The sequence below is a fragment of the Pseudomonas sp. PVC-3-1 genome (assembly GCF_057444315.1).
Genome location: NZ_CM172023.1, coordinates 106,470 through 125,895, shown reverse-complemented (window position 1 = coordinate 125,895; position 19,426 = coordinate 106,470). Strand labels below are relative to the sequence as shown.

The window sequence follows — 19,426 nt, the reverse complement described above, 5'->3', positions numbered from 1 at the left end:
GGAATGTCCATGAACGGATTCTGCCGCGCCTTGCTGGCGCTGCCGCTGCTTTGCCTCGCCCTGCTGACCGGTTGCGCCACTCCCCAGCCGCCGGTGCCGATGGACCAGGCCTTCTGGAGCGAAAAACAGGAACGCATCGGCGTTGCCTATACCCAGCTTCCCGCTCCTACGGTGGCCCTGACCGGCCAGCAAGGCCTGCTCGACTATGCAGTGAACAGTGGCCTGGCCTCCGGCTTGCGTACCAAGGTCGAGACTTGGGATGCCAGTTCCCTGCGCGAGATTCCCCAACAGGTCTCCACCATCCTTCAGGAAAAGGGCTACACCGTCGTCAAGCTCGAGGAGCCGCTGGACGTGGAGACCATGAAGAAGGTTTCCTCGGAGAAGACCGGCTTCACCGCCAAGGATTTCCAACCGCTTAAGGCGCAGAAGCAGATCGACAAGCTGGTGCTGTTCTCCTTCGCCTCGGTCGGCACGACGCGCAGCTACTACAGCGTGGCACCCACCAGCGTGCCGGTGGCTCAGGTGGTCGTCACCACCTATGTCATCGATCTGGATGACAACCGCATGCTGTATTACCAGCCCAGGGTCTTCAGCCGCGCCGCCGATGGCGAGTGGGACGAGGCGCCGGAGTTCCCCAACCTGACCAACGCCTTCTACCAGGCGCTGGATTCCACCCAGCAGGAGCTACTGGGCGTGTTCCGCGATCAGCAACTCTCCGCCGCCAAACCGTGAAAAGCCGAGCCTGCCTCGCGCTGGCCTGCATGCTGCTGACTGGTTGCGCCGGGCAGAAGGCCCTACGCCCAAGCATGGCGGGTGACCTGCGCAGCCTGCTGCCCGGGCAGTCCTTCGCGCTGACGGTGGCGCCAGGCCCTGAGCGTCTGCTGCAGGGAGCTGTTTCCAACGACGGCTCGGGCATCATCGAGCGTGGCAACGCGGCGGCGCAGAACATCCATGTGTCGATGAACAGCTCGAACAACGCCGGCGTTGGCGCTGGGGTAGGGCTGGGCGTGGCAATCGGTACGGTACTGGTCGCCAACCTCAGCCAGGGTGAGCTTCAGCGGGCACAGCAGGATGAAGCCCGGCAGCGCGTCGCTTCCCTGCGCGCAGCATTGGACGGCCAACCACTGGATGGCGTGTTCGTCGATGGATTCACTCGGGCGTTCGCTCAGGCCAACCGGCCGATTTCAACGGCTGGCGCCTTCGAACTGCGCGTCGAGCCGCAGGCCGTGCTTAGCCGGGACTCGCGGAGCCTGAAACTGGTCAACGAAGTGCAACTTATGCATGGCCGTCAGGCGATCTACCAAGGACGCATCGAGGTGCAGGGGCGGCCGCTGGAATGCAGCACCAATTGCCTTGACCAGTGGGCGGCTAATGATGCCAGGGCCTATCGCGAAGCGCTGGATTCGGCCATCAGGGAAACAGTGCGGGTCCTGCTGCTCGACTGGGACACCGAGCATTTCGCCGGTCAACTGGGCGCCGAGAAAACCCTGCGCTACCAGGTGGGTGAGGATCGCTACGTGGAGCGTGGTCGGCTATGGAGCGGCGCCCCGGAGTCGGCGCCGGTGTTCCTCAGCCTGCGCGGCTGGATCAAGTCGATCCCGGTGCCGCTGCAGCCCTGATCGTCAGGTGGTCTTCTTGCGGTAGGCGCAATAGCCGGGGCGCGGGCCGACCTGCGGATGGTTGCGGCAGGTGTCCGGGCGCTTGGTGTAGACGGTGCAGAGGCGGGTCTTGCGGTCGAGGAAGTAGCAGTCGCCGTTGCTGGTGCGGGTCAGGGTGAAGATGCCGCTCTTCTGGTTGAACCGCTCGACGACGCCTTCCTTCAGCAGGCGCTTGGCGATGTTCTTCGCCGGTTCGTCGCGCTCGAATTCATCGACGACGCCAATACGGATCAGGTCGTTGACGTTCACTTCCGCCGGCATGGTGCAGCAGGTGGCGTTGCAGTCCTTGCACAGGCCGGAGGTGTACTTCGCCCAGGTTTCCAGGCGGTCCAGTTCGGCGTTGGCGATCAGTGGTGGTTTTCTCATGGCGGCAAGTCGGTGCGGTGGCGCGAAGGCGCGCATCATAGTGGCCGGCGCGCAGATTTGCTCGGGCTTTCGACGAACAGAACGGCGAAGAACAGCACGGCGCTCTACAGAGCGGCGATTCCGCCGTTCTCGCGCAGGTAGTCCTTGAAGGTCGGGTAGCAGATGAGGAACCAGGGCGTGAAATGCTCCGGGCGGGCAGCCATCTCGGCTTCCAGCTCGGGCAGGGCGACGTAGCGGAAGGCGTCGGCTTCTGCCGGATCGGGGCGCGGCAGTTGTTCGTCGACGGCGCCGAACAGGTGGCCGTACTCGTGTTCGGTCATGCCGTTGGCCAACTCCAGGCGGTAGCTGAACTCGAAAAGCTTGTGCAGCTCGACCTCTACGCCCATCTCTTCGCGCAGCCTGCGCTCGGCGGCGTGCTTCGCCGATTCGTCAGGATAGGGATGGCCGCAGCAGGTGTTGCTCCACAGGCCGCCGCAGTGGTACTTGCCCGCCGCGCGGCGCTGCAGCAGCAGCTCGCCGGCGCGGTTGAAGACATAGACCGAGATGGCGCGGTGGCGTAGCCCGCGTCGATGGGCTTCGAGCTTCTCCATGGTGCCGGTCGGAGTGTCGTGTTCGTCGACCAGGATTACCTGGATCTCGGTCATCAAGTGCTCCCGCGAGAGTGCCTTCCATGCTCAGCGTAGACGGATGGACATCAGCCCTTGCGGATCATCCAGATACCGACGGCGATGGCGGCCATGCCGGCGATCTTCAGCGTGCTCACCGGGGCTTCCTTGAAGCCGGCCCAGCCGAAGTGATCCAGCGCCAGAGCCATGCCCAGCTGGCCGGCGAGCACCAGCACCATGAACATCAGCGCACCAACGCGCGGCGCGGCGAAGGCGGCGATGAAGATGAAGAACATCCCCAGGAAGCCGCCGCACCACTGCCACCAGGGCATCCCGCGCATCGCCGCGAGGCTGGGGAATTCGCGGTTGGCCAGGGTCAGCGCGAGCAGGCCGAGCATGCCGACGAAGAAGGAAATCAGCGCGGCGGCCAGTACGCTGGACACCTGCTTGGCGAGTTGGCCGTTGATGCCAGCTTGCAGCGGCAGGCAGGCGCCGGCGATCAGCGGCAGGACGAACATCCACCAGGGCGGCGTAGGCATGGAAAACTCCGGAAAGGGTTTTTGAGACAGGGCAGCGAAGTGCCGGCCCGTGGTCGATCGAGAATAGTCAGCCGCGTAGTATGCACCAGACCGGAGCATCGCTCCCGCCCGATGGAGGTCCTGAACATGGCCACCCGCGCTTCCCGCGTCCTGAGCGTTCGTATCGAGCGGCCTCGGGAGGCTGCCTACGACTTCCTTGCCGACCCGAAGAATTTTCCCTACTGGGCCTCCGGGCTGTGCAGCTCCATCGAACCGCTGGAGGGCGAACTCTGGCTGGCGCAGACGCCACAGGGCCCCATGCGCGTGCGTTTCTCGCCGCGCAATGCGTTCGGTGTGCTCGACCATGACGTGCTGCCCGAGCAGGCACCGGCCGTGCACATCCCGCTGCGGCTGATTGCCAATGGCGATGGCTGCGAGTTGCAGCTGACCCTGCTGCGCCAGCCGCAGATGGACGACGCCACCTTCGAGCGTGACGCGCAGTGGGTCGAGCGCGACCTGCAGGCGATCAAGGTGTTGCTGGAGTCTTGATATCGCGCCTTGCCTGTACGAACAACGGGCCATGCCCGCTCCTGCAGGTTTATAGAAGAATCGACCCTGTAGGAGCGAGCTTGCTCGCGAACCGACGGACACCGAAGCCGCTGGCTGACTCGTTCGCGAGCAAGCTCGCTCCTACAAAAAACCTTACAACCGGGCGGCGAGTTCGGCGCCCTCGCGGATCGCCCGCTTGGCATCCAGCTCCCGCGCCACGCTGGCGCCGCCGATGACGTGGTAGCGCAGGTTCTGCGCTGCCAGCGTCGGCTGCAGTTCCAACAGTGGCTCCTGGCCGGCGCAGATCACTACGTTATCCACCGTCAGGCATTGCTCCTGGCCGTCGATGCGCAGGTGCAGGCCGTCATCGTCGATGCGCAGGTACTCCACGCCGCCGAGCATCCGCACGCCGTGATGCTTGAGGTGCGCGCGGTGCACCCAGCCGCTGGTCTTGCCCAGCCCGGCGCCAGGTTGGCCGGCCTTGCGTTGCAGCAGCCAGAGTTTTCGGCGGGCAGCCGTTGCGACGGGCGGGATCAGCCCGCCCCCCGTGGCGTTGTCCAGGTCGATGCCCCACTGGCCGAGCCACTCGCCCAGCGGTTGCGGGCCGTCGCGCTCGCTCAGCAGGAAGCTGGCGACGTCGAAGCCGATGCCGCCGGCGCCGATCAGCGCGACCCTCTCGCCCACCGTTGCGCCGCGCAGCACATCGAGGTAGCTGAGCACCTTGGCGTGGCCGATGCCCGGAATCGACGGCGTGCGCGGCTGGATGCCAGTGGCGACTATCACCTCGTCGTACTCGCCGCTCAGTTCGCCGCGCCGGATGCGCCGGCCCAACTGCACCTCGACGCCCAGTTCGCGCAGGCGCACGGCGAAGTAGCGCAGGGTTTCGTGGAATTCCTCCTTGCCCGGCACGCGCTTCGCCAGATTGAACTGCCCGCCGATCTGCGCAGCGGCCTCGAACAGCGTCACCCGGTGGCCGCGCTCGGCGGCGACGCAGGCGGCGGACAGACCGGCCGGCCCGGCGCCGATTACAGCGATGCGCTTGTGAACGCGTGCCTTGCGGTAGCGCAGCTCGGTCTCGAACCCCGCGCGTGGATTGACCAGGCAACTGGCGCGGCGGTTGGCGAAGGCGTGGTCCAGGCAGGCCTGGTTGCAGGCGATGCAGGTGTTGATGGACTCGGCGCGGCCGGCGGCCGCCTTCTCCACGAACTGCGGATCGGCCAGCAGTGGTCGGGCCATGGAGACCAGATCGGCGTGGCCCTCGGCGAGCAGGCGTTCGGCGACTTCCGGAGTGTTGATGCGGTTGCTGGCGATCACCGGCACGCGCAATTCGCGGCGCAGGCGGGCGGTGACGTCGGCGAAGGCCGCGCGCGGTACTGAGGTGACGATGGTCGGCACCCGCGATTCGTGCCAGCCGACGCCGGTGTTGAGCAGGTCGATGCCGGCGGTTTCCAGGGCGTGGGCCACGGTGCGCACCTCGTCCCAGGTGTTGCCGCCTTCCACCAGATCGAGCAGCGATAGGCGGTAGCTGATGACGAAGCGTTCGCCCAGCGCGCGGCGGGTGCGCCGGACGATCTCCAGCGGCAGGCGCATGCGATTGCCCAGGTCGCCGCCCCAGCGGTCTTCACGTTGGTTGGTGCGCGGGCAGAGGAACTGGTTCAGCAGGTAGCCTTCGCTGCCCATGATCTCCACACCGTCGTAGCCGGCGGCATGGGCCAGTTTCGCGCAGCGCACGAAGGCCGCGATGGTGCGCAGGATGCCGCGCTCGGACAGCTCGCGCGGGGCGAACCAACTGATCGGCGATTTCACCGGTGAGGCCGAGACCACCAGCGGGTGATAGCCGTAGCGCCCGGCATGGAGAATCTGCAGCAGGATGCGCCCGCCCTCGCGATGCACCGCCTGGGTCAATCGCCGGTGCGCAGGCACCTGCAGGCCACTGGTCAGGCTGCTGCCCAGCGGTAGCAGCCAGCCCTCGCGGTTGGGCGCAAAGCCGCCGGTGATGATCAGCCCGACGCCGCCGCGTGCGCGCTCGCGGTAGTAGGCGGCGAGCTTGCCGAAGTCCCACAGGCGGTCTTCGAGACCGGTATGCATCGAGCCCATCACCACGCGGTTGCGTAGCTGGAGGGGGCCCAGGTCGAGCGGGGCGAGCAGGTGAGGGTAGGGCGAGGCGGCGGACGGCATGGTGGCGCTCTTGGGCAATCAGGTCCTGCCACCCTAATGGGCCGACGGTGGGTCGGTTAACGGCCCGGCTGCCGTGCCGTTCGGGCATTTCGGTCAAGCGCTTCGGTTGACAGATTCGCGGCAGGTTCCAGACTTGAACCTATGGCAGGGCTGCAAAGCCCCGATCGCTGGCTGAAGTGACGGAGGTCGTCATGAAAGCGATAAAAACAAGACACGCGCGCCATTATCTGCTCGCTGCCCTCATCGGCGTGGCCCTGCTCGGGCTGCACGAAACCCTCCAGCCGGATCGGCAGCAATCCGCCTGCCGATCTGACGGTGCCAATATCTCCTGCGCCTACCCGCCTGTTGCCCATTTGGGGGTACTCGGCAGTGCGTTCTGAGTGACGCACTGACGCGCGTCAATGCGCCGCAAAGTCTCCACGTGCAAGGTCAGCGCCCGGCTGAAGACTGGCTTATTGCCTCAGCTTGGCTATCTTTTAAGCAGCAAGGGTCCGGCCATGCACCGGACGTACGCTGCCTGATCAGGAGACGCACGATGGATATGAACCGTCGGCAATTTTTCAAGGTCTGCGCCGTGGGCCTTGGAGGATCGAGCCTGGCGGCACTCGGGATGGCACCCCCGGATGCATTCGCCGACCAGATCCGCCATTTCAAGCTTGCGCGCACCGTCGAGACCCGCAACACCTGTCCGTACTGCTCGGTGGGCTGCGGCATCCTCATGTACAGCCAGGGTGATGCGGCGAAGAACGTTGCGCAGAACATCATCCACATCGAGGGTGATTCCGATCACCCGGTCAACCGCGGCACGCTCTGCCCCAAAGGCGCCGGCCTGCTCGACTTCGTCCACAGCCCCAACCGCCTGAAGTACCCGCAGATTCGCGAAGCGGGTTCGTCGGAGTGGAAACGCATCGGCTGGGACGAGGCGCTGGACCGTATCGCCAAGCTGGTGAAGGAAGACCGCGACGCCAACTTCATCGAGAAGAATGCCCAGGGCCAGACGGTGAACCGCTGGCTGACCACCGGCTTCCTGGCCGCGTCGGCGTCTTCCAACGAAGCGGGCTACATCACCCACAAGGTGGTTCGTTCTCTCGGCGTACTGGCGTTCGACAACCAAGCGCGTGTCTGACACGGCCCGACGGTGGCAAGTCTTGCCCCGACGTTTGGCCGTGGAGCCATGACCAACCATTGGACCGACATCAAGAATGCCGATCTGATTCTGATCATGGGCGGAAACGCCGCTGAAGCGCACCCGTGCGGCTTCAAGTGGGTGACCGAAGCCAAGGCGCACAACAAGGCGCGCCTGCTGGTGGTCGATCCCAGGTTCACCCGTTCCGCATCGGTGGCCGATTACTACGCGCCCATCCGCACCGGCACGGACATCGCCTTCCTGGGCGGTCTGATCAATTACCTGCTGGAAAACGACAAGTACCAGAAGGAATACGTGCACAACTACACCGACGTCTCCTTCATCGTGAAGGAAGGCTTCGGCTTCGACGACGGCCTGTTCAACGGCTACGACGCGGAGAAGCGCACCTATCCGGACAAGTCGTCCTGGCAGTACGAAATCGGCGAGGACGGTTTCGCCAAGGTCGACCCGACCCTGACGCACCCGCGCTGCGTGTTCAACCTGATGAAGCAGCACTACAGCCGCTATACGCCGGACGTGGTGAGCAACATCTGCGGCACGCCCAAGGACATGATGCTCAAGGTGTGGGAAGAAATTTCCACCACCGCGGCGCCGACCAAGGTCATGACCATCATGTACGCCCTGGGCTGGACCCAGCACTCGGTGGGCGCGCAGATGATCCGTACCGGCGCGATGGTCCAGCTGTTGCTGGGCAACATCGGCATGCCCGGTGGCGGCATGAACGCCCTGCGCGGCCACTCCAACATCCAGGGGCTGACCGACCTCGGGTTGCTGTCCAACTCACTGCCTGGCTACATGACCCTGGCCGGCGATGCCGAGCAGGACTTCACCGCCTACCTCGCCAAGCGCACGTCCAAGCCGCTGCGTCCGGGGCAGTTGTCGTACTGGCAGAACTATCCCAAGTTCCACGTCAGCCTGATGAAGTCCTGGTTCGGCAAGTCCGCTACCAAGGAAAACAACTGGTGCTACGACTGGTTGCCCAAGCTGGACATGCCCGGCGCCGGTTACGACGTGCTGCGCTACTTCGACATGATGTACCAGGGCAAGGTCAACGGTTACTTCTGCCAGGGCTTCAACCCCATTGCCTCCTTCCCCAACAAGGCCAAGGTCAGCGCTGCGCTGGCCAAGCTGAAGTGGATGGTGGTGATGGACCCGCTGGCCACCGAGACCAGCGAGTTCTGGCGCAATGCCGGCGAGCACAACGACGTCGACACCAAGGCCATCCAGACCACGGTGTTCCGCCTGCCCACCAGCTGCTTCGCCGAGGAAGACGGCTCCATCGTCAACTCCGGCCGCTGGCTGCAATGGCACTGGAAGGGTGCCGAGCCGCCGGGCGAGGCGCGCACCGACATCGCCATCATGAGTGGCCTGCTGCATCGCCTGCAGGCAGCCTATCGCAAGGATGGCGGCGCCTTCCCCGACCCGATCCTGGGCCTGGACTGGCCGTACCTGACGCCGGACGAACCGACCCCGGAAGAGATCGCCAAGGAGTACAACGGCAAGGCGCTGGCCGATGTGGTCGACCCTGCCAACGGCATGGTCCTGGCGAAGGCCGGCGAGCAGTTGCCCGGCTTTGCGTTGCTGCGTGACGACGGCAGCACCGCCAGCGGTTGCTGGATCTTCGCCGGCTCCTGGACGCAGCAAGGCAACCAGATGGGCCGACGCGACAACAGCGACCCCTACGCCATGGGCCAGACCCTGGGGTGGGCCTGGGCGTGGCCGGCCAACCGGCGGATCCTCTACAACCGCGCCTCGGCGGATGTCAGCGGCAAGCCGTGGGACCCGGTGAAGAAACGTCTGGTGTGGTGGAATGGCAAGGCCTGGGGCGGCACTGACATCCCGGACTTCAAGGCCGATTCGGCGCCGGAAGCGGGAATGAACCCGTTCATCATGAACCCCGAGGGCGTGGCGCGATTCTTCGCCGTCGACAAGATGGCCGAAGGTCCGTTCCCCGAGCACTACGAGCCGTTCGAGACGCCGATCGGCGTCAACCCGCTGCACAAGAACCCGCAGGCGATCAGCAGCCCGGCGGCGCGGGTGTTCAAGAACGACATGGAGCTGTTCGGCACCGCCAAGGAGTTCCCCTACGCCGCTACGACCTACCGGCTCACCGAGCACTTCCACTTCTGGACCAAGCATTGCCGTCTGAATGCCATCGTCCAGCCCGAACAGTTCGTCGAGATCGGCGAGGCGCTGGCCAAGGAAATCGGCATCAAGGCCGGCGACCGGGTGAAGGTGTCCTCCAACCGCGGCTTCATCAAGGCGGTGGCGGTGGTGACCAAGCGCATCCGTCCTCTGCAGGTCAACGGCCAGACCGTGCACCACGTGGGCATCCCCCTGCACTGGGGCTTCTCCGGGGTTGCGCGCAACGGCTACCTGACCAACACCCTGACGCCCTTCGTGGGCGATGGGAACACGCAGACGCCGGAGTTCAAGTCCTTCCTCGTCAACGTGGAAAAGGCGTGAGGTGACCCATGAGTAGTCAAGACATCTACGCCCGCTCCGCCACGACCTTGCCGTCACCCTCTGTGCGGCACGAACAGGAAGTGGCCAAGCTGATCGACGTGTCCAAGTGCATCGGTTGCAAGGCCTGCCAGGTCGCCTGTTCGGAATGGAACGAGCTGCGCGACGAGGTGGGCCACAACCACGGCACCTACGACAACCCGATCGACCTCACGGACCAGTCCTGGACGGTCATGCGCTTCACCGAGCATGAGAACCCCAACGGCAACCTCGAATGGTTGATCCGCAAGGACGGTTGCATGCACTGCGAGGAGCCCGGCTGCCTGAAGGCCTGCCCGAGCCCCGGGGCGATCGTGAAGTACGCCAACGGCATCGTCGACTTCAACCAGGACCACTGCATCGGCTGCGGCTACTGCATCACCGGTTGCCCGTTCAACATCCCGCGCATCTCGCAGAAGGACCACAAGGCGTACAAGTGCACCCTGTGTTCCGACCGCGTGGCGGTGGGCATGGAGCCAGCCTGCGTGAAGACCTGCCCGACCGGCGCCATCGTCTTCGGTACCAAGGAGGACATGAAGGAGCACGCCGCCGAACGCATCGAGGACCTGAAATCCCGCGGATTCGAGCACGCCGGGCTGTATGACCCCGAAGGTGTGGGCGGCACGCATGTCATGTACGTGCTGCACCACAACGACCAGCCCTCGCTGTACGCCGGCCTGCCCGACAAGCCGGCGATCAGCCCGATGGTCAGCCTGTGGAAAGGCCTCACCAAACCGCTGGGCCTGCTGGCCATGGCGGGCGTGGTGCTGGCCGGGTTCTTCCACTACACCCGCATCGGCCCCAACCGGGTCGAGGAGGACGAGGAAGACGGACCCGACCCGCAGGCGCCGGTGCACAAGGTCGACCCTTCGGTGCATGACTATGATCCGCGCGATCCACGCTGATCGCCCTCGCCATACTGCTTCCTCTCCCTTCAGGGAGAGGGCTGGGGAGAGGGTGCTTGCAAGCTCTCCCAGGAGCCGAGCATGAAAAAAGATATCCAGCGTTATAACGCCAACGAACGGAGCAACCACTGGATGGTGGCCATTCTGTTCTTCCTCGCCGGCCTCTCGGGGCTGGCGCTGTTCCACCCAGCCATGTTCTGGCTGACCAACCTGTTCGGCGGCGGCCCGTGGACACGCATTCTTCACCCCTTCCTCGGGGTGGCGATGTTCCTGTTCTTCCTTGGCCTTGTGATCCGCTTCGCCCATCACAACCTGGTGGAAAAGCGTGACGTGCAGTGGCTCAGGCAATGGCGTGACGTGGTCACCAACCGCGAGGAAAACCTCCCGGAAGTCGGCCGCTACAACGCCGGGCAGAAGCTGCTGTTCTGGACCCTGCTGCTGTGCATGCTGGTGCTGCTGTTGACGGGCATCGTGATGTGGCGGGCCTACTTCAGCCACTGGTTCGGCATCGACATCATCCGCATCGCCTCGCTGCTGCATGCCTTCGCCGCCTTCGTGCTCATCTGCAGCATCCTGGTGCACATCTACGCCGGCATCTGGGTGAAGGGTTCGATGGGCGCGATGCTCTACGGCTGGGTCAGCCGAGGCTGGGCGCGCAAGCACCATGCGGGTTGGCTCAAGGATGTAGACAAGGGCAAGGGCCACTGACGCTCAACGTAATCGCCGGCTGACGCCAGTGCACCAGCCGGCACGAATCATCCCCTCTCTCTTCAGGGAGAGGGTCAGGGAGAGGGGCTTTCACAGCACCGCTCCGAACCCAACAAGGAGTCCTGCGTGTCAGGCCGAATTCTCGAACCCGGGCAGATCGAAGCTGCCGCAAACATCCCGCCGCTGTTCAACCTGCCGCCCCATGACCTGTTCTCACACCGCGCTGCGCGTCTGCGCGAACTGGCACCGGGCAATCCCCTGCAGGGCTACCTCGAACTGATCGCTGGCGTCTGCGATGCCCAGCAGGCGCTGCTGGACTGCAAACTGTTCCTGCCCTCGCCGGACGCCGCCGCCCTGGCGCGCAGCCGCGAGCACCGGATGCCGCCGCTGGCCTACGAAGTGCTGGTACGTGAAGGCGCGTGGCTGCCGCTGCTGGACGCCTTCCTCGACGCTTACGAGCAGACCGCCAACCCGGCGGTGGTCGAAGCGCTGAAGACTCTGCGCAACGCCGATTCCGGCCAGCGCAAGGCGTGGGCGCTGGGCCTGCTCAACGGCCAGTTCGACCTGCTACCGCCAGCGCTGGTACCTTTCCTTGGCGCCGTACTGCAGGTCGCCTTCAGCCAATGGCTGCTGCAACTGCCCGACGACACCCTGGTGGAGACCGACAGCCAGACCCTCTGCCCAGCCTGTGGCGCTCCGCCGGTGGCGGGGCTGATCCGCAGCCAGGGCAAGCACGCCGGGCTGCGCTACCTGTCCTGCTCGCTGTGTTCGTGCGAATGGCACTACGTGCGTGTGAAGTGCAGCCACTGCGCCGAGAGCAAGGGCCTGGCCTACTACTCGCTGCAGCGCGAAGGCGTGGCCAGCGACCAGGCGCCGCTCAAGGCCGAGACCTGCCCCGGCTGCCAGTCCTACCTCAAGCAGTTCTACCTGCAGCACGACAAGCACGCCGAGGCCCAGGCGGACGACCTGGCCAGCCTCGCGCTGGACATCCGCCTAGCCGAGGACGGCTACCTGCGCAGCGCACCGAACCTGCTGCTGGCGCCCGGAGGTTCTTCGTAGAGCGTACAAGGCTCCGCCTTGTTCGCCGCTTCGCCTCGGCATCCATGCGCTCCGGGTTCAACCTCGGCGCGGATAGGGGCCGAGGTGCGTCGGCGTATAACCGCGAACGGTTATACGCCCTACACTGACTCCAGCCATCGACTCTCCCACAAGGTTCGTCCATGACCTCGGTACGCCTGCCCTCCATCGACCGCCTGCTGCGCAGCCCGGCCTGTCAGCCGCTGCAGCAGCGTTACGGCCGCGAAGCCCTGCTCAAGACCCTGCGCGACCTGCTCGACGAGCTGCGCGAACCCGTGCGCCACGGCCAGCTGGCCGCCGTCGAACTGGAAGAGAGCGTGCTCGCCGGCCGCGCTGGCGAGCGTCTCGCCGCGCACCACGCCAGCCGCGTACGCCGGGTGTTCAACCTCACCGGCACCGTGCTGCATACCAACCTTGGCCGCGCCTTGCTGCCCGAGGAAGCCATCGAAGCGATCACGCTGGCTGCGCGCTACCCGCTCAACCTTGAATTCGATCTGGCCACCGGCAAGCGTGGCGACCGCGACGACCTCATTACCGGGCTGATCCGTGAGCTGACCGGCGCCGAAGCGGTCACCGTGGTCAACAACAACGCCGCCGCCGTCCTTCTGGCGCTCAACAGCCTGGGTGCGCGCAAGGAGGGAATCATCTCCCGCGGCGAGCTGATCGAGATTGGCGGCGCCTTCCGCATCCCCGACATCATGTCCCGCGCCGGCGTGAAGCTGGTCGAGGTCGGCACCACCAACCGCACCCACGCCAAGGACTACGAAGCCGTGATCGGCCCACGTTCCGGCCTGCTGATGCGCGTGCACACCAGCAACTACAGCGTGCAGGGTTTCACTGCCAGCGTGCCGACGCCGCAACTGGCGCAGATCGCCCATGCCCACGGCCTGCCGCTGCTGGAGGACCTGGGCAGCGGTACCCTGGTCGACCTCACCCGCTGGGGCCTGCCCAAGGAGCCCACTGTGCAGGAAGCCCTGCGCGACGGCGCCGACATCGTCACCTTCAGCGGCGACAAGCTGCTCGGCGGCCCCCAGGCCGGATTGATCCTCGGCAGCAAGGAGCTGATCGGGCGAATCAAGAAGAACCCGCTCAAGCGCGCCCTGCGCGTGGACAAGCTGACCCTTGCTGCGCTGGAGGCCGTGCTCAATCTCTACCGCGACCCGGACCGCCTGGCCGAGCGCCTGACCAGCCTGCGCCTGCTCAGTCGCCCGCAGGCCGATATCCGAACTCAGGCGCAACGTCTTGCGCCAGCGTTCGCCACGCTGCTCGGCGAAGGCTGGAGCGTCAGCGCCGAGGATGCCCTGGGCATGATCGGCAGCGGCGCCCAGCCGGTCGCACGCCTGCCCAGCGCCGCGCTGTGCCTGCGCCCGAACCAGCCCAAGCGCCAACGCGGCCGTGCCCTGCTGGACCTGGAGGAACGCCTGCGCTGCCTGCCGATCCCGGTGCTCGGCCGCATCGACGATGACGCGCTCTGGCTTGACCTGCGCCAGCTCGATGACGAGCCCGGCTTCGTCGCCCAACTGCCGCTGCTGGCCGAGGGCGACGCGTGATAGTCGGAACTGCCGGGCACATCGATCACGGCAAGACCTCGCTGCTGCGCGCCCTGACCGGCGTGGAAGGCGACCGCCGGCCCGCTGAACGCGAGCGCGGCATCACCATCGATCTGGGTTACGTCTACGCCGACCTGGGAGACGGCGCGCTCACCGGTTTCATCGATGTGCCGGGCCACGAGCGCTTCGTCCACAACATGCTCGCCGGCGCCAGCGGCATCGACCTGGTGTTGCTGGTGGTGGCTGCAGACGACGGGGTGATGCCGCAGACCCGCGAGCACCTCGCCATTGTCGAGTTGTTGGGTATCCGCCGCGCCATCGTTGCCCTGACCAAGGTCGACCGCGTGCTCTCCGAACGGGTCGAGCAGGCCACAGGTGAGCTGCAGGCGCTGCTGGCCGAAGGGCCGCTGGCGGGCGCACCGATCATCCCGGTGTCCAGCAGCAACGGCGAAGGCATCGACATCCTTCGTGAAGCCCTGTCCAAGGCCGCTCTCGAGACGCGTGAACAGTTCGCCGAAGGTGGTTTTCGGCTGGCGGTGGATCGTGCCTTCAGCGTCAGCGGGGCAGGTGTCGTCGTCACTGGAACTGCCTTCGCCGGCAGCCTCCAGGTCGGTGATGAGTTGCTGCTGGGAGCTGCTGGGCGCCGCGTTCGTGTGCGCGGCCTGCACGCACAGAACCGCGAAGCGCAGCAGGCCCACGCCGGCCAGCGGGTAGCGGTAAACATCGCTGGCGAGCGCCTGAGCCTCGAACAGATTCACCGGGGCGACTGGCTGATCGACCCCACACTCCATGCCCCCACCACGCGCATCGATATCGAACTGGACCTGTTGCCCGGCGAAACCCGTGCATTTGCCCACTGGACGCCGGTGCATGTCCACCTGGGCGCACAGGATGTCACCGGTCGTGTCGCGCTGCTCGAAGGCGAGCGCCTGCCACCCGGCGAACGCACTTTCGCGCAGCTCGTCCTGAACGCGCCAAGCCATGCGGTGCATGGCGACCGTCTGGTACTACGTGACCAGTCTGCGCAGCGCACCCTTGGTGGCGGCCGCGTGCTCGACCCGTTCGCCCCCGCGCGCAACCGGCGCAGTCCTGAGCGTCTGGAACAACTGCGCGCCCTGCAGGGCGACGATCTCGAAAGTGCCTTGCCGACCCTGTTGTCCCACGCCAGCAACGGCCTTGATCCCGCGCTGCTGGCGCGCCAGTTCAACCGCCCTCGGGCGAGATGGCAGTTGCCTGGTGAGCTGGTTGAAATCAATACCCGGCTCGGCACGCGACTGTTCGCCGCCGAGCGCTGGTCCGCGCTGCAGCAGCAACTGCTCGATGCCCTGCAGCGCTTTCACAGCGAGGCGCCCGACGAGCTCGGCCCTGACCGTGATCGTCTGCGCCGCTACGCTTTCTCGCCGCTCGAACGGCCGGTCTTCATTGCGCTGCTGGAAAGCCTGCTGGCGGCAGGGCTGGTCGACAGCAGCGGTCCCTGGCTGCACCTGCCCGACCACCGTGTGCAATTGGGCGAAGCCGACGAGAAACTGCGTCAGCGCCTCTGGCCCTTGCTGCTGGCTGGCGCCTTCGATCCACCCTGGGTGCGCGACCTCGCCCGTGAACTGAGCGTGGAGGAGGGTGACGTACGTCTGCTGTTACGCAAGCTCGCTCGCCTGGGCCAGCTGCACCAGGTGGTGAAGGACCTGTTCTACCCCGAACAAACCCTGCGCCAACTCGCCGGCCATGCCCTGCACCTGCATGACGAGGCTGGCATCATCCGCGCCGCCGCCTTCCGCGACCGCATCGGCATCGGCCGCAAGCGCTGCATCCAGTTGCTGGAGTACTTCGACCGCATCGGCTTCACCCGTCGCTTCGGCAATGAGCGGCGGATCAGGGGTGATTCGGCATTGGCGCGGAGCGCGTCGGAAGACGCTTCCTGACTACTGGTCGGACGCGGATTTCGCGGAACGGGGGAATCGCCTACAGTGATCAAGGTATATATGAGGTATATACCTTTTAATCACCAGGTGATTTCTCCATGAGCAAAGAAGCCGTATTCACCATGAAGCTGGAACCCGAATTGCGCGCCGAGTTCATGGCTGCCGCCGAGGCGGCTCATCGCCCTGCGTCTCAGGTCATGCGCGAACTGATGCGCGATTTCATACGTCAGCAGCGCCAGGCTCAGGATTACGATGAGTATCTGCAGACCAAGGTCGAGGCGGGGCGGGCTTCGATGGCAGCGGGAGACGGGCGCTCAGACGAAGAAGTCGAAGCGGCTTTTGCGGCACTTCGATTGAGGGCAGCCGAGCGTAAATGAAGGTTTTCTGAACGCGAGATGCTCAGCAGGATCGTTTCGATATCTGGGAATACCTCGCCTCCGAAAATCCGGACGCTGCCGTGCAGATGGACACCCTTTTCAGCGCCACCGCCGCCAAACTCAAGCGCTTCCCGATGATGGGCAAGCCCGGCCAGATTCCCGGTACGCGCGAACTGATTCCCCACGAGAGCTACCGGCTCGTCTATCAGATCGAAGCCGACGTTCTGTGGGTTCTCGCGCTGGTGCACACAGCCAGGATGTGGCCGCCGTTGAGCGATGTTTGACGTGATCAGAAGTGGGCCGAATTGATGATGCCCAAGTCTTGCTCGCAACCGCTGAAGAAACTTTCTGAACTACCCATCCCCACGCCGCTCGATAGCCCTGTTCACTACCGGGGAGTGGGTTCAATGAGTTCCTGGCTGATTCTGTTGTTCATCGCCGTCACCCTGATTGCCGTCGTGCTGGATCTGGGCAAGCGCTAGCGCTGCGGCAGCACCTGGTCGACCCGTTGTACGAGGTACCCATAGAACGGGTTGGAGGTCACCCGCTGGAACAGGTCCAGCCCGACGATCAGCACGCCGCGTTCGCCGCGGGGCGTCAGGGTGCCCAGGTGGATGCCGTAGTCTTCTGCGGTATTCGGGTGCTGGCCGTAGAGCGCGTCGTCGGGTGGGAAGGGCAGCGCCACGTGGGACAGGGAAAACAGGTCCGCCGGGTAGCTGGCGGCCAGCGGCTGGCGCTCCTGTCGCTGGCTGCGGGCGGGGGTGTGCAGGGCGGCCGCCTGGCTGTCCTGCGGGCTGTTGGATATCACCGTCAGGGCGTAATTGCGCTCTCGCTCCGGCAATAGGCGGTCGCCGAGGGTGGCCATTTCCGGGCGCAGGAGCGGGCCGTAATTCAGCGAGCGGTTGAGGTCGAACAACACCAGTTCGCTACCGTTGTCTGGCAGGCGGTCATAGAGGTTGCTGATCACCGCAGGGGTGCTGACGGTGCTGTCGGCGAGGGACTGGAACGTGAGGACCGGTGGCAGGCGGGCGAGGCTGCCACTGCGGCTGGCGCTCTCCAGGCTGGCCTGCACGGCGTCGGTCAGTTCCACCGTCTGGCGCGCCGCCGCGATGGGGAAGGAGTTGTACTTGAACGGGTTGAACTCCGGCAGGACGCTCAGCCAGGCCGCCTTGGCAAAGGCCGGCAGCAGCGCCGGCAAGCCGGCCAGGCCGGCGAACTGGGCGTAGCGGGTGACGCCGATCATGGGCGAGATCAGGACCAACTGCCTGGGCATTGCGAGGCTCGGGTCGGCAAGTGCATCCAGGCTGTACTTCATCGCCAGCGCGCCGCCATTGGAAAAGCCCACCATCACCATCGGTGCGCCTTTGGGCAGTTGCGCAGTGGCCTCGCGCACGGCCAGCCGGGTGGCGGCCATCCAGTCTTCCCAGTCTGCGTCGGTCAGCCCGGCCGGCACGGTGCCGTGGCCCGGCATGCGGATCGCGATCACCACGAAGCCCTGTTGCCGCAGGTGCTCGCCCAGGTGGCGCAGGCTGTAGGGTGAGTCGGTCAGCCCGTGCAACAGTACCGCCGCGCCGCGCACCTCGCCGTCTGGGCGCATCTCGTAGGAACGGTTCCAGTCGGTGGCGAAGTGGCCGGGGTAGACCTCGCTCCGGTCGAAATAGCGGTTGTAGGCCACGCGCTCGAAGGGTTGCAGGCTGGCGGCCATCTCCTTGCGCATGGACTGCATCAGCTTGTCTTCGGCGGCCAGGTAACCAGCCCAGTCGGTGCGGTCGATCGCGCCGCTGTGCAGGTCGTCCGGCACCCAGGTGTGCCAGGGCTCCAGCGGCGGAATGTTGCGCAGCGCGGCGACCCGCAGTCCCAACGCCAGCACGGCAATGGCGAGGATGAGGATGACCAGCCAGAGCAGAGCTCGGGTGAGTTTCGCGTTCAGCATGGAATTCCCTTGGCAGCGTGCGGGACAAGCATAGAGCCCCGGCGCCGCAAAGTCCGTTCACGGATCAGATGGCCGAGACCGCCTCGATATAGGCGGGGTTGCCGATACCGACCTGGGCCCAGACCGGACGTGTCTCGTTGCCCTGGCGGTCGTACTGCTCGTCCGCGTCCCACAGCGTGAGAATCTGCCCGGGGAAGAGGTATTCGTTGTCCGTGTATTCGTGCACACCGGAACCGTCAGCTGCGGCGACCAGCGCGAACAGCTCGCCGGCCGCCAGGGAAAATACGTCCACGCCCTGGTAGCGGGCCAGATAGTGCTCGCTCTGGGAGATGCCGATGAACCAGACGAAGCCCTGCTCATCGCATTCGGTCTGGATCGCAGCCTGGCAGAAGTAGTCCGTGGGCCCGTTGGACGATTCCAGTACAAAACCGATGGCAGCCAGCGCGTCCCGCGCCATGGAGCGTGTGTCGCCGAGACAGACCGGGCCAATGCCCTGGCGCGGCGAAATATCGAGGATGGGTAGAGTGGGCTTCATGCCGTGGAGATTCCAGGTGACTGCTAGCGAGGTTAGAACACCGGTTGCCAGTCTGCTGACCTTATTCTCGCCAATAAACGGCTATCTAATGTCATTTGGCCGCGAGCGTGCTCTGAGTTGTTCGACAGTTGTCTGGTGATCTGGCCGCCACTGCGGCATCGCTGCGCTGGCATCCATCATGGCAATAGTGGCAACATCCGGGCTCCCGCACTCGCCGCTGCATTCGCGCATCCGGCCTATGACCAGGGAAGGCAATCACGCCCGGTGGCGTGGCCGGGCTTCAAACCCGGTGGGGGACGGCAGCCGTTCCTGGGTGAGTTCGACTCTCACTGCCTTCCGCCAATTCCCCCCTCTACAGCCTACGTGGTTCTAGGCTTCCGGCTCAGCCCGGGAACGCGCTTCGGCGTCGGTGTCGAAGGGCTTTCGGTGCATTCCACCTTGCCAGTTGTATCGGGAAGGGATGTCGAGCAATCGTGGAGCTCCCCTTCACCCGCGGGCTTTCGATGCCCACATGCGAAGCGATTCGAAGTAGTCGCTGTCGGCAGGTGTCGCTGGCAGGGACTCCGCGCCGGCGATCAGCAGGCCTCGCAGACGCTGGCGGCTCTGGTCCATACGAGTCAGCTCGCGCACGTATTCGCAGCGTGTGCCGTAACCGCGCTGGCGCTCCTGCTCATCGACAAAGTGCTTGAGCGCATCCGGCAGGGAAATGTTCATCGTGCTCATGTGGCTGAATCCTCTGGATAGGCAAAATTTGCCGGCGTTACTCGCACTGGTGATCCTCGCCGGTATCGGGAAGGTGACGAAAGTCTCTGATCGCTCCTGATGCGTCAGGCCTCTGCGCCGAATTCAGCAGAACTTTCACTATCCTGGCTCGCGCGCCGGTGTATGACGCGTGCGGC

General features: G+C 65.3%; 19 protein-coding genes and 1 tRNA gene. 13 read left to right on the top strand and 7 right to left on the bottom strand.

The genetic code is table 11. From position 1 onward, the window contains the following. The first annotated feature begins 9 nt into the window (after positions 1-9). The gene (locus tag AC2T4A_RS00625; RefSeq protein WP_486742533.1) at positions 10-732 is read left to right on the top strand and encodes a hypothetical protein; all 723 of its coding nucleotides are present in this window, start codon (positions 10-12) and stop codon (positions 730-732) included. Positions 733-761: 29 nt separating this feature from the next. Further along, positions 762-1,619, top strand: coding sequence for a hypothetical protein (locus AC2T4A_RS00620; RefSeq protein ID WP_486742532.1), 858 nt, complete (start codon positions 762-764; stop codon positions 1,617-1,619). A gap of 3 nt (positions 1,620-1,622) precedes the next feature. Here AC2T4A_RS00620 and AC2T4A_RS00615 read toward each other — a convergent pair whose 3' ends face one another. From AC2T4A_RS00615 to AC2T4A_RS00605, 3 genes are all read right to left on the bottom strand, one after another. Then, complete coding sequence (locus AC2T4A_RS00615) at positions 1,623-2,024, bottom strand: YkgJ family cysteine cluster protein (protein ID WP_486742531.1); 402 nt, start codon at positions 2,022-2,024, stop codon at positions 1,623-1,625. 104 nt (positions 2,025-2,128) lie between these two features. After that, a complete protein-coding gene (idi, locus tag AC2T4A_RS00610) occupies positions 2,129-2,668 on the bottom strand; it encodes an isopentenyl-diphosphate Delta-isomerase (protein WP_478378535.1) in 540 nt (179 codons plus the stop codon). Positions 2,669-2,718: 50 nt separating this feature from the next. Beyond that, complete coding sequence (locus AC2T4A_RS00605; RefSeq protein WP_416746033.1) at positions 2,719-3,168, bottom strand: DMT family transporter; 450 nt, start codon at positions 3,166-3,168, stop codon at positions 2,719-2,721. Positions 3,169-3,294: 126 nt separating this feature from the next. Here AC2T4A_RS00605 and AC2T4A_RS00600 point away from each other — a divergent pair, with 126 nt between their 5' ends. Next, positions 3,295-3,696, top strand: coding sequence for an SRPBCC family protein (locus AC2T4A_RS00600; RefSeq protein ID WP_416746031.1), 402 nt, complete (start codon positions 3,295-3,297; stop codon positions 3,694-3,696). A gap of 153 nt (positions 3,697-3,849) precedes the next feature. Here AC2T4A_RS00600 and AC2T4A_RS00595 read toward each other — a convergent pair whose 3' ends face one another. Further along, positions 3,850-5,874: an FAD-dependent oxidoreductase gene (locus AC2T4A_RS00595; protein WP_486742530.1), complete on the bottom strand. Its 2,025-nt coding sequence runs from the start codon at positions 5,872-5,874 to the stop codon at positions 3,850-3,852. A 191-nt stretch (positions 5,875-6,065) separates the two neighbouring features. Here AC2T4A_RS00595 and AC2T4A_RS00590 point away from each other — a divergent pair, with 191 nt between their 5' ends. The 9 genes from AC2T4A_RS00590 to AC2T4A_RS00550 all read left to right on the top strand — a co-directional run bounded on the left by AC2T4A_RS00590 (position 6,066) and on the right by AC2T4A_RS00550 (position 16,343). Beyond that, positions 6,066-6,254 carry a hypothetical protein gene (locus tag AC2T4A_RS00590; protein WP_486742528.1) on the top strand — a complete coding sequence of 63 codons (189 nt, stop codon included), beginning with the start codon at positions 6,066-6,068 and terminating at the stop codon, positions 6,252-6,254. Positions 6,255-6,409: 155 nt separating this feature from the next. Further along, positions 6,410-9,487: a formate dehydrogenase-N subunit alpha gene (gene fdnG, locus AC2T4A_RS00585; protein ID WP_478378538.1), complete on the top strand. Its 3,078-nt coding sequence runs from the start codon at positions 6,410-6,412 to the stop codon at positions 9,485-9,487. Between the two features lie 8 nt (positions 9,488-9,495). Next, positions 9,496-10,428, top strand: a complete 933-nt coding sequence (gene fdxH, locus AC2T4A_RS00580) for a formate dehydrogenase subunit beta (RefSeq protein WP_478378539.1) — start codon at positions 9,496-9,498, stop codon at positions 10,426-10,428. A gap of 81 nt (positions 10,429-10,509) precedes the next feature. After that, the gene (locus tag AC2T4A_RS00575) at positions 10,510-11,136 is read left to right on the top strand and encodes a formate dehydrogenase subunit gamma (RefSeq protein WP_486742527.1); all 627 of its coding nucleotides are present in this window, start codon (positions 10,510-10,512) and stop codon (positions 11,134-11,136) included. 126 nt (positions 11,137-11,262) lie between these two features. After that, the gene (gene fdhE, locus AC2T4A_RS00570) at positions 11,263-12,195 is read left to right on the top strand and encodes a formate dehydrogenase accessory protein FdhE (protein ID WP_478378541.1); all 933 of its coding nucleotides are present in this window, start codon (positions 11,263-11,265) and stop codon (positions 12,193-12,195) included. A gap of 161 nt (positions 12,196-12,356) precedes the next feature. Beyond that, on the top strand, positions 12,357-13,763 hold the full coding sequence (gene selA, locus AC2T4A_RS00565; protein ID WP_478378542.1) for an L-seryl-tRNA(Sec) selenium transferase: 1,407 nt from the start codon (positions 12,357-12,359) through the stop codon (positions 13,761-13,763). Continuing rightward, on the top strand, positions 13,760-15,682 hold the full coding sequence (gene selB, locus AC2T4A_RS00560) for a selenocysteine-specific translation elongation factor (protein WP_486742526.1): 1,923 nt from the start codon (positions 13,760-13,762) through the stop codon (positions 15,680-15,682). Before selA ends, selB begins: the two co-directional genes overlap by 4 nt. A gap of 98 nt (positions 15,683-15,780) precedes the next feature. After that, the gene (locus AC2T4A_RS00555) at positions 15,781-16,059 is read left to right on the top strand and encodes an antitoxin of toxin-antitoxin stability system (protein ID WP_486742525.1); all 279 of its coding nucleotides are present in this window, start codon (positions 15,781-15,783) and stop codon (positions 16,057-16,059) included. 41 nt (positions 16,060-16,100) lie between these two features. Beyond that, on the top strand, positions 16,101-16,343 hold the full coding sequence (locus tag AC2T4A_RS00550) for a type II toxin-antitoxin system RelE/ParE family toxin (protein ID WP_486743743.1): 243 nt from the start codon (positions 16,101-16,103) through the stop codon (positions 16,341-16,343). Positions 16,344-16,537: 194 nt separating this feature from the next. Here AC2T4A_RS00550 and AC2T4A_RS00545 read toward each other — a convergent pair whose 3' ends face one another. Together AC2T4A_RS00545 and AC2T4A_RS00540 are read right to left on the bottom strand one after the other, a co-directional pair. After that, the gene (locus AC2T4A_RS00545; protein WP_486742524.1) at positions 16,538-17,992 is read right to left on the bottom strand and encodes an alpha/beta hydrolase; all 1,455 of its coding nucleotides are present in this window, start codon (positions 17,990-17,992) and stop codon (positions 16,538-16,540) included. Positions 17,993-18,056: 64 nt separating this feature from the next. Continuing rightward, a complete protein-coding gene (locus AC2T4A_RS00540; protein WP_486742523.1) occupies positions 18,057-18,527 on the bottom strand; it encodes a hypothetical protein in 471 nt (156 codons plus the stop codon). A 246-nt stretch (positions 18,528-18,773) separates the two neighbouring features. On the opposite strand from AC2T4A_RS00540, the gene AC2T4A_RS00535 reads away from it, so the two are divergent. Beyond that, a tRNA-Sec gene (locus AC2T4A_RS00535) sits at positions 18,774-18,869 on the top strand. A gap of 144 nt (positions 18,870-19,013) precedes the next feature. Here the strand turns inward: AC2T4A_RS00535 and AC2T4A_RS00530 are convergent. Then, complete coding sequence (locus AC2T4A_RS00530) at positions 19,014-19,250, bottom strand: ribbon-helix-helix domain-containing protein (protein WP_478378547.1); 237 nt, start codon at positions 19,248-19,250, stop codon at positions 19,014-19,016. Positions 19,251-19,426 lie beyond the last annotated feature (176 nt).

Coding starts and splice junctions, on each gene's coding strand:
- AC2T4A_RS00625 (WP_486742533.1), top strand. CDS start 10: ATGAACGGATTCTGCCGCGCCTTGCTGGCGCTGCCGCTGCTTTGCCTC.
- AC2T4A_RS00620 (WP_486742532.1), top strand. CDS start 762: ATGCTGCTGACTGGTTGCGCCGGGCAGAAGGCCCTACGCCCAAGCATG.
- AC2T4A_RS00615 (WP_486742531.1), bottom strand. CDS start 2,024: ATGAGAAAACCACCACTGATCGCCAACGCCGAACTGGACCGCCTGGAA.
- idi (WP_478378535.1), bottom strand. CDS start 2,668: ATGACCGAGATCCAGGTAATCCTGGTCGACGAACACGACACTCCGACC.
- AC2T4A_RS00605 (WP_416746033.1), bottom strand. CDS start 3,168: ATGCCTACGCCGCCCTGGTGGATGTTCGTCCTGCCGCTGATCGCCGGC.
- AC2T4A_RS00600 (WP_416746031.1), top strand. CDS start 3,295: ATGGCCACCCGCGCTTCCCGCGTCCTGAGCGTTCGTATCGAGCGGCCT.
- AC2T4A_RS00595 (WP_486742530.1), bottom strand. CDS start 5,874: ATGCCGTCCGCCGCCTCGCCCTACCCTCACCTGCTCGCCCCGCTCGAC.
- AC2T4A_RS00590 (WP_486742528.1), top strand. CDS start 6,066: ATGAAAGCGATAAAAACAAGACACGCGCGCCATTATCTGCTCGCTGCC.
- fdxH (WP_478378539.1), top strand. CDS start 9,496: ATGAGTAGTCAAGACATCTACGCCCGCTCCGCCACGACCTTGCCGTCA.
- AC2T4A_RS00575 (WP_486742527.1), top strand. CDS start 10,510: ATGAAAAAAGATATCCAGCGTTATAACGCCAACGAACGGAGCAACCAC.
- selA (WP_478378542.1), top strand. CDS start 12,357: ATGACCTCGGTACGCCTGCCCTCCATCGACCGCCTGCTGCGCAGCCCG.
- AC2T4A_RS00555 (WP_486742525.1), top strand. CDS start 15,781: ATGAGCAAAGAAGCCGTATTCACCATGAAGCTGGAACCCGAATTGCGC.
- AC2T4A_RS00545 (WP_486742524.1), bottom strand. CDS start 17,992: ATGCTGAACGCGAAACTCACCCGAGCTCTGCTCTGGCTGGTCATCCTC.
- AC2T4A_RS00540 (WP_486742523.1), bottom strand. CDS start 18,527: ATGAAGCCCACTCTACCCATCCTCGATATTTCGCCGCGCCAGGGCATT.
- AC2T4A_RS00530 (WP_478378547.1), bottom strand. CDS start 19,250: ATGAGCACGATGAACATTTCCCTGCCGGATGCGCTCAAGCACTTTGTC.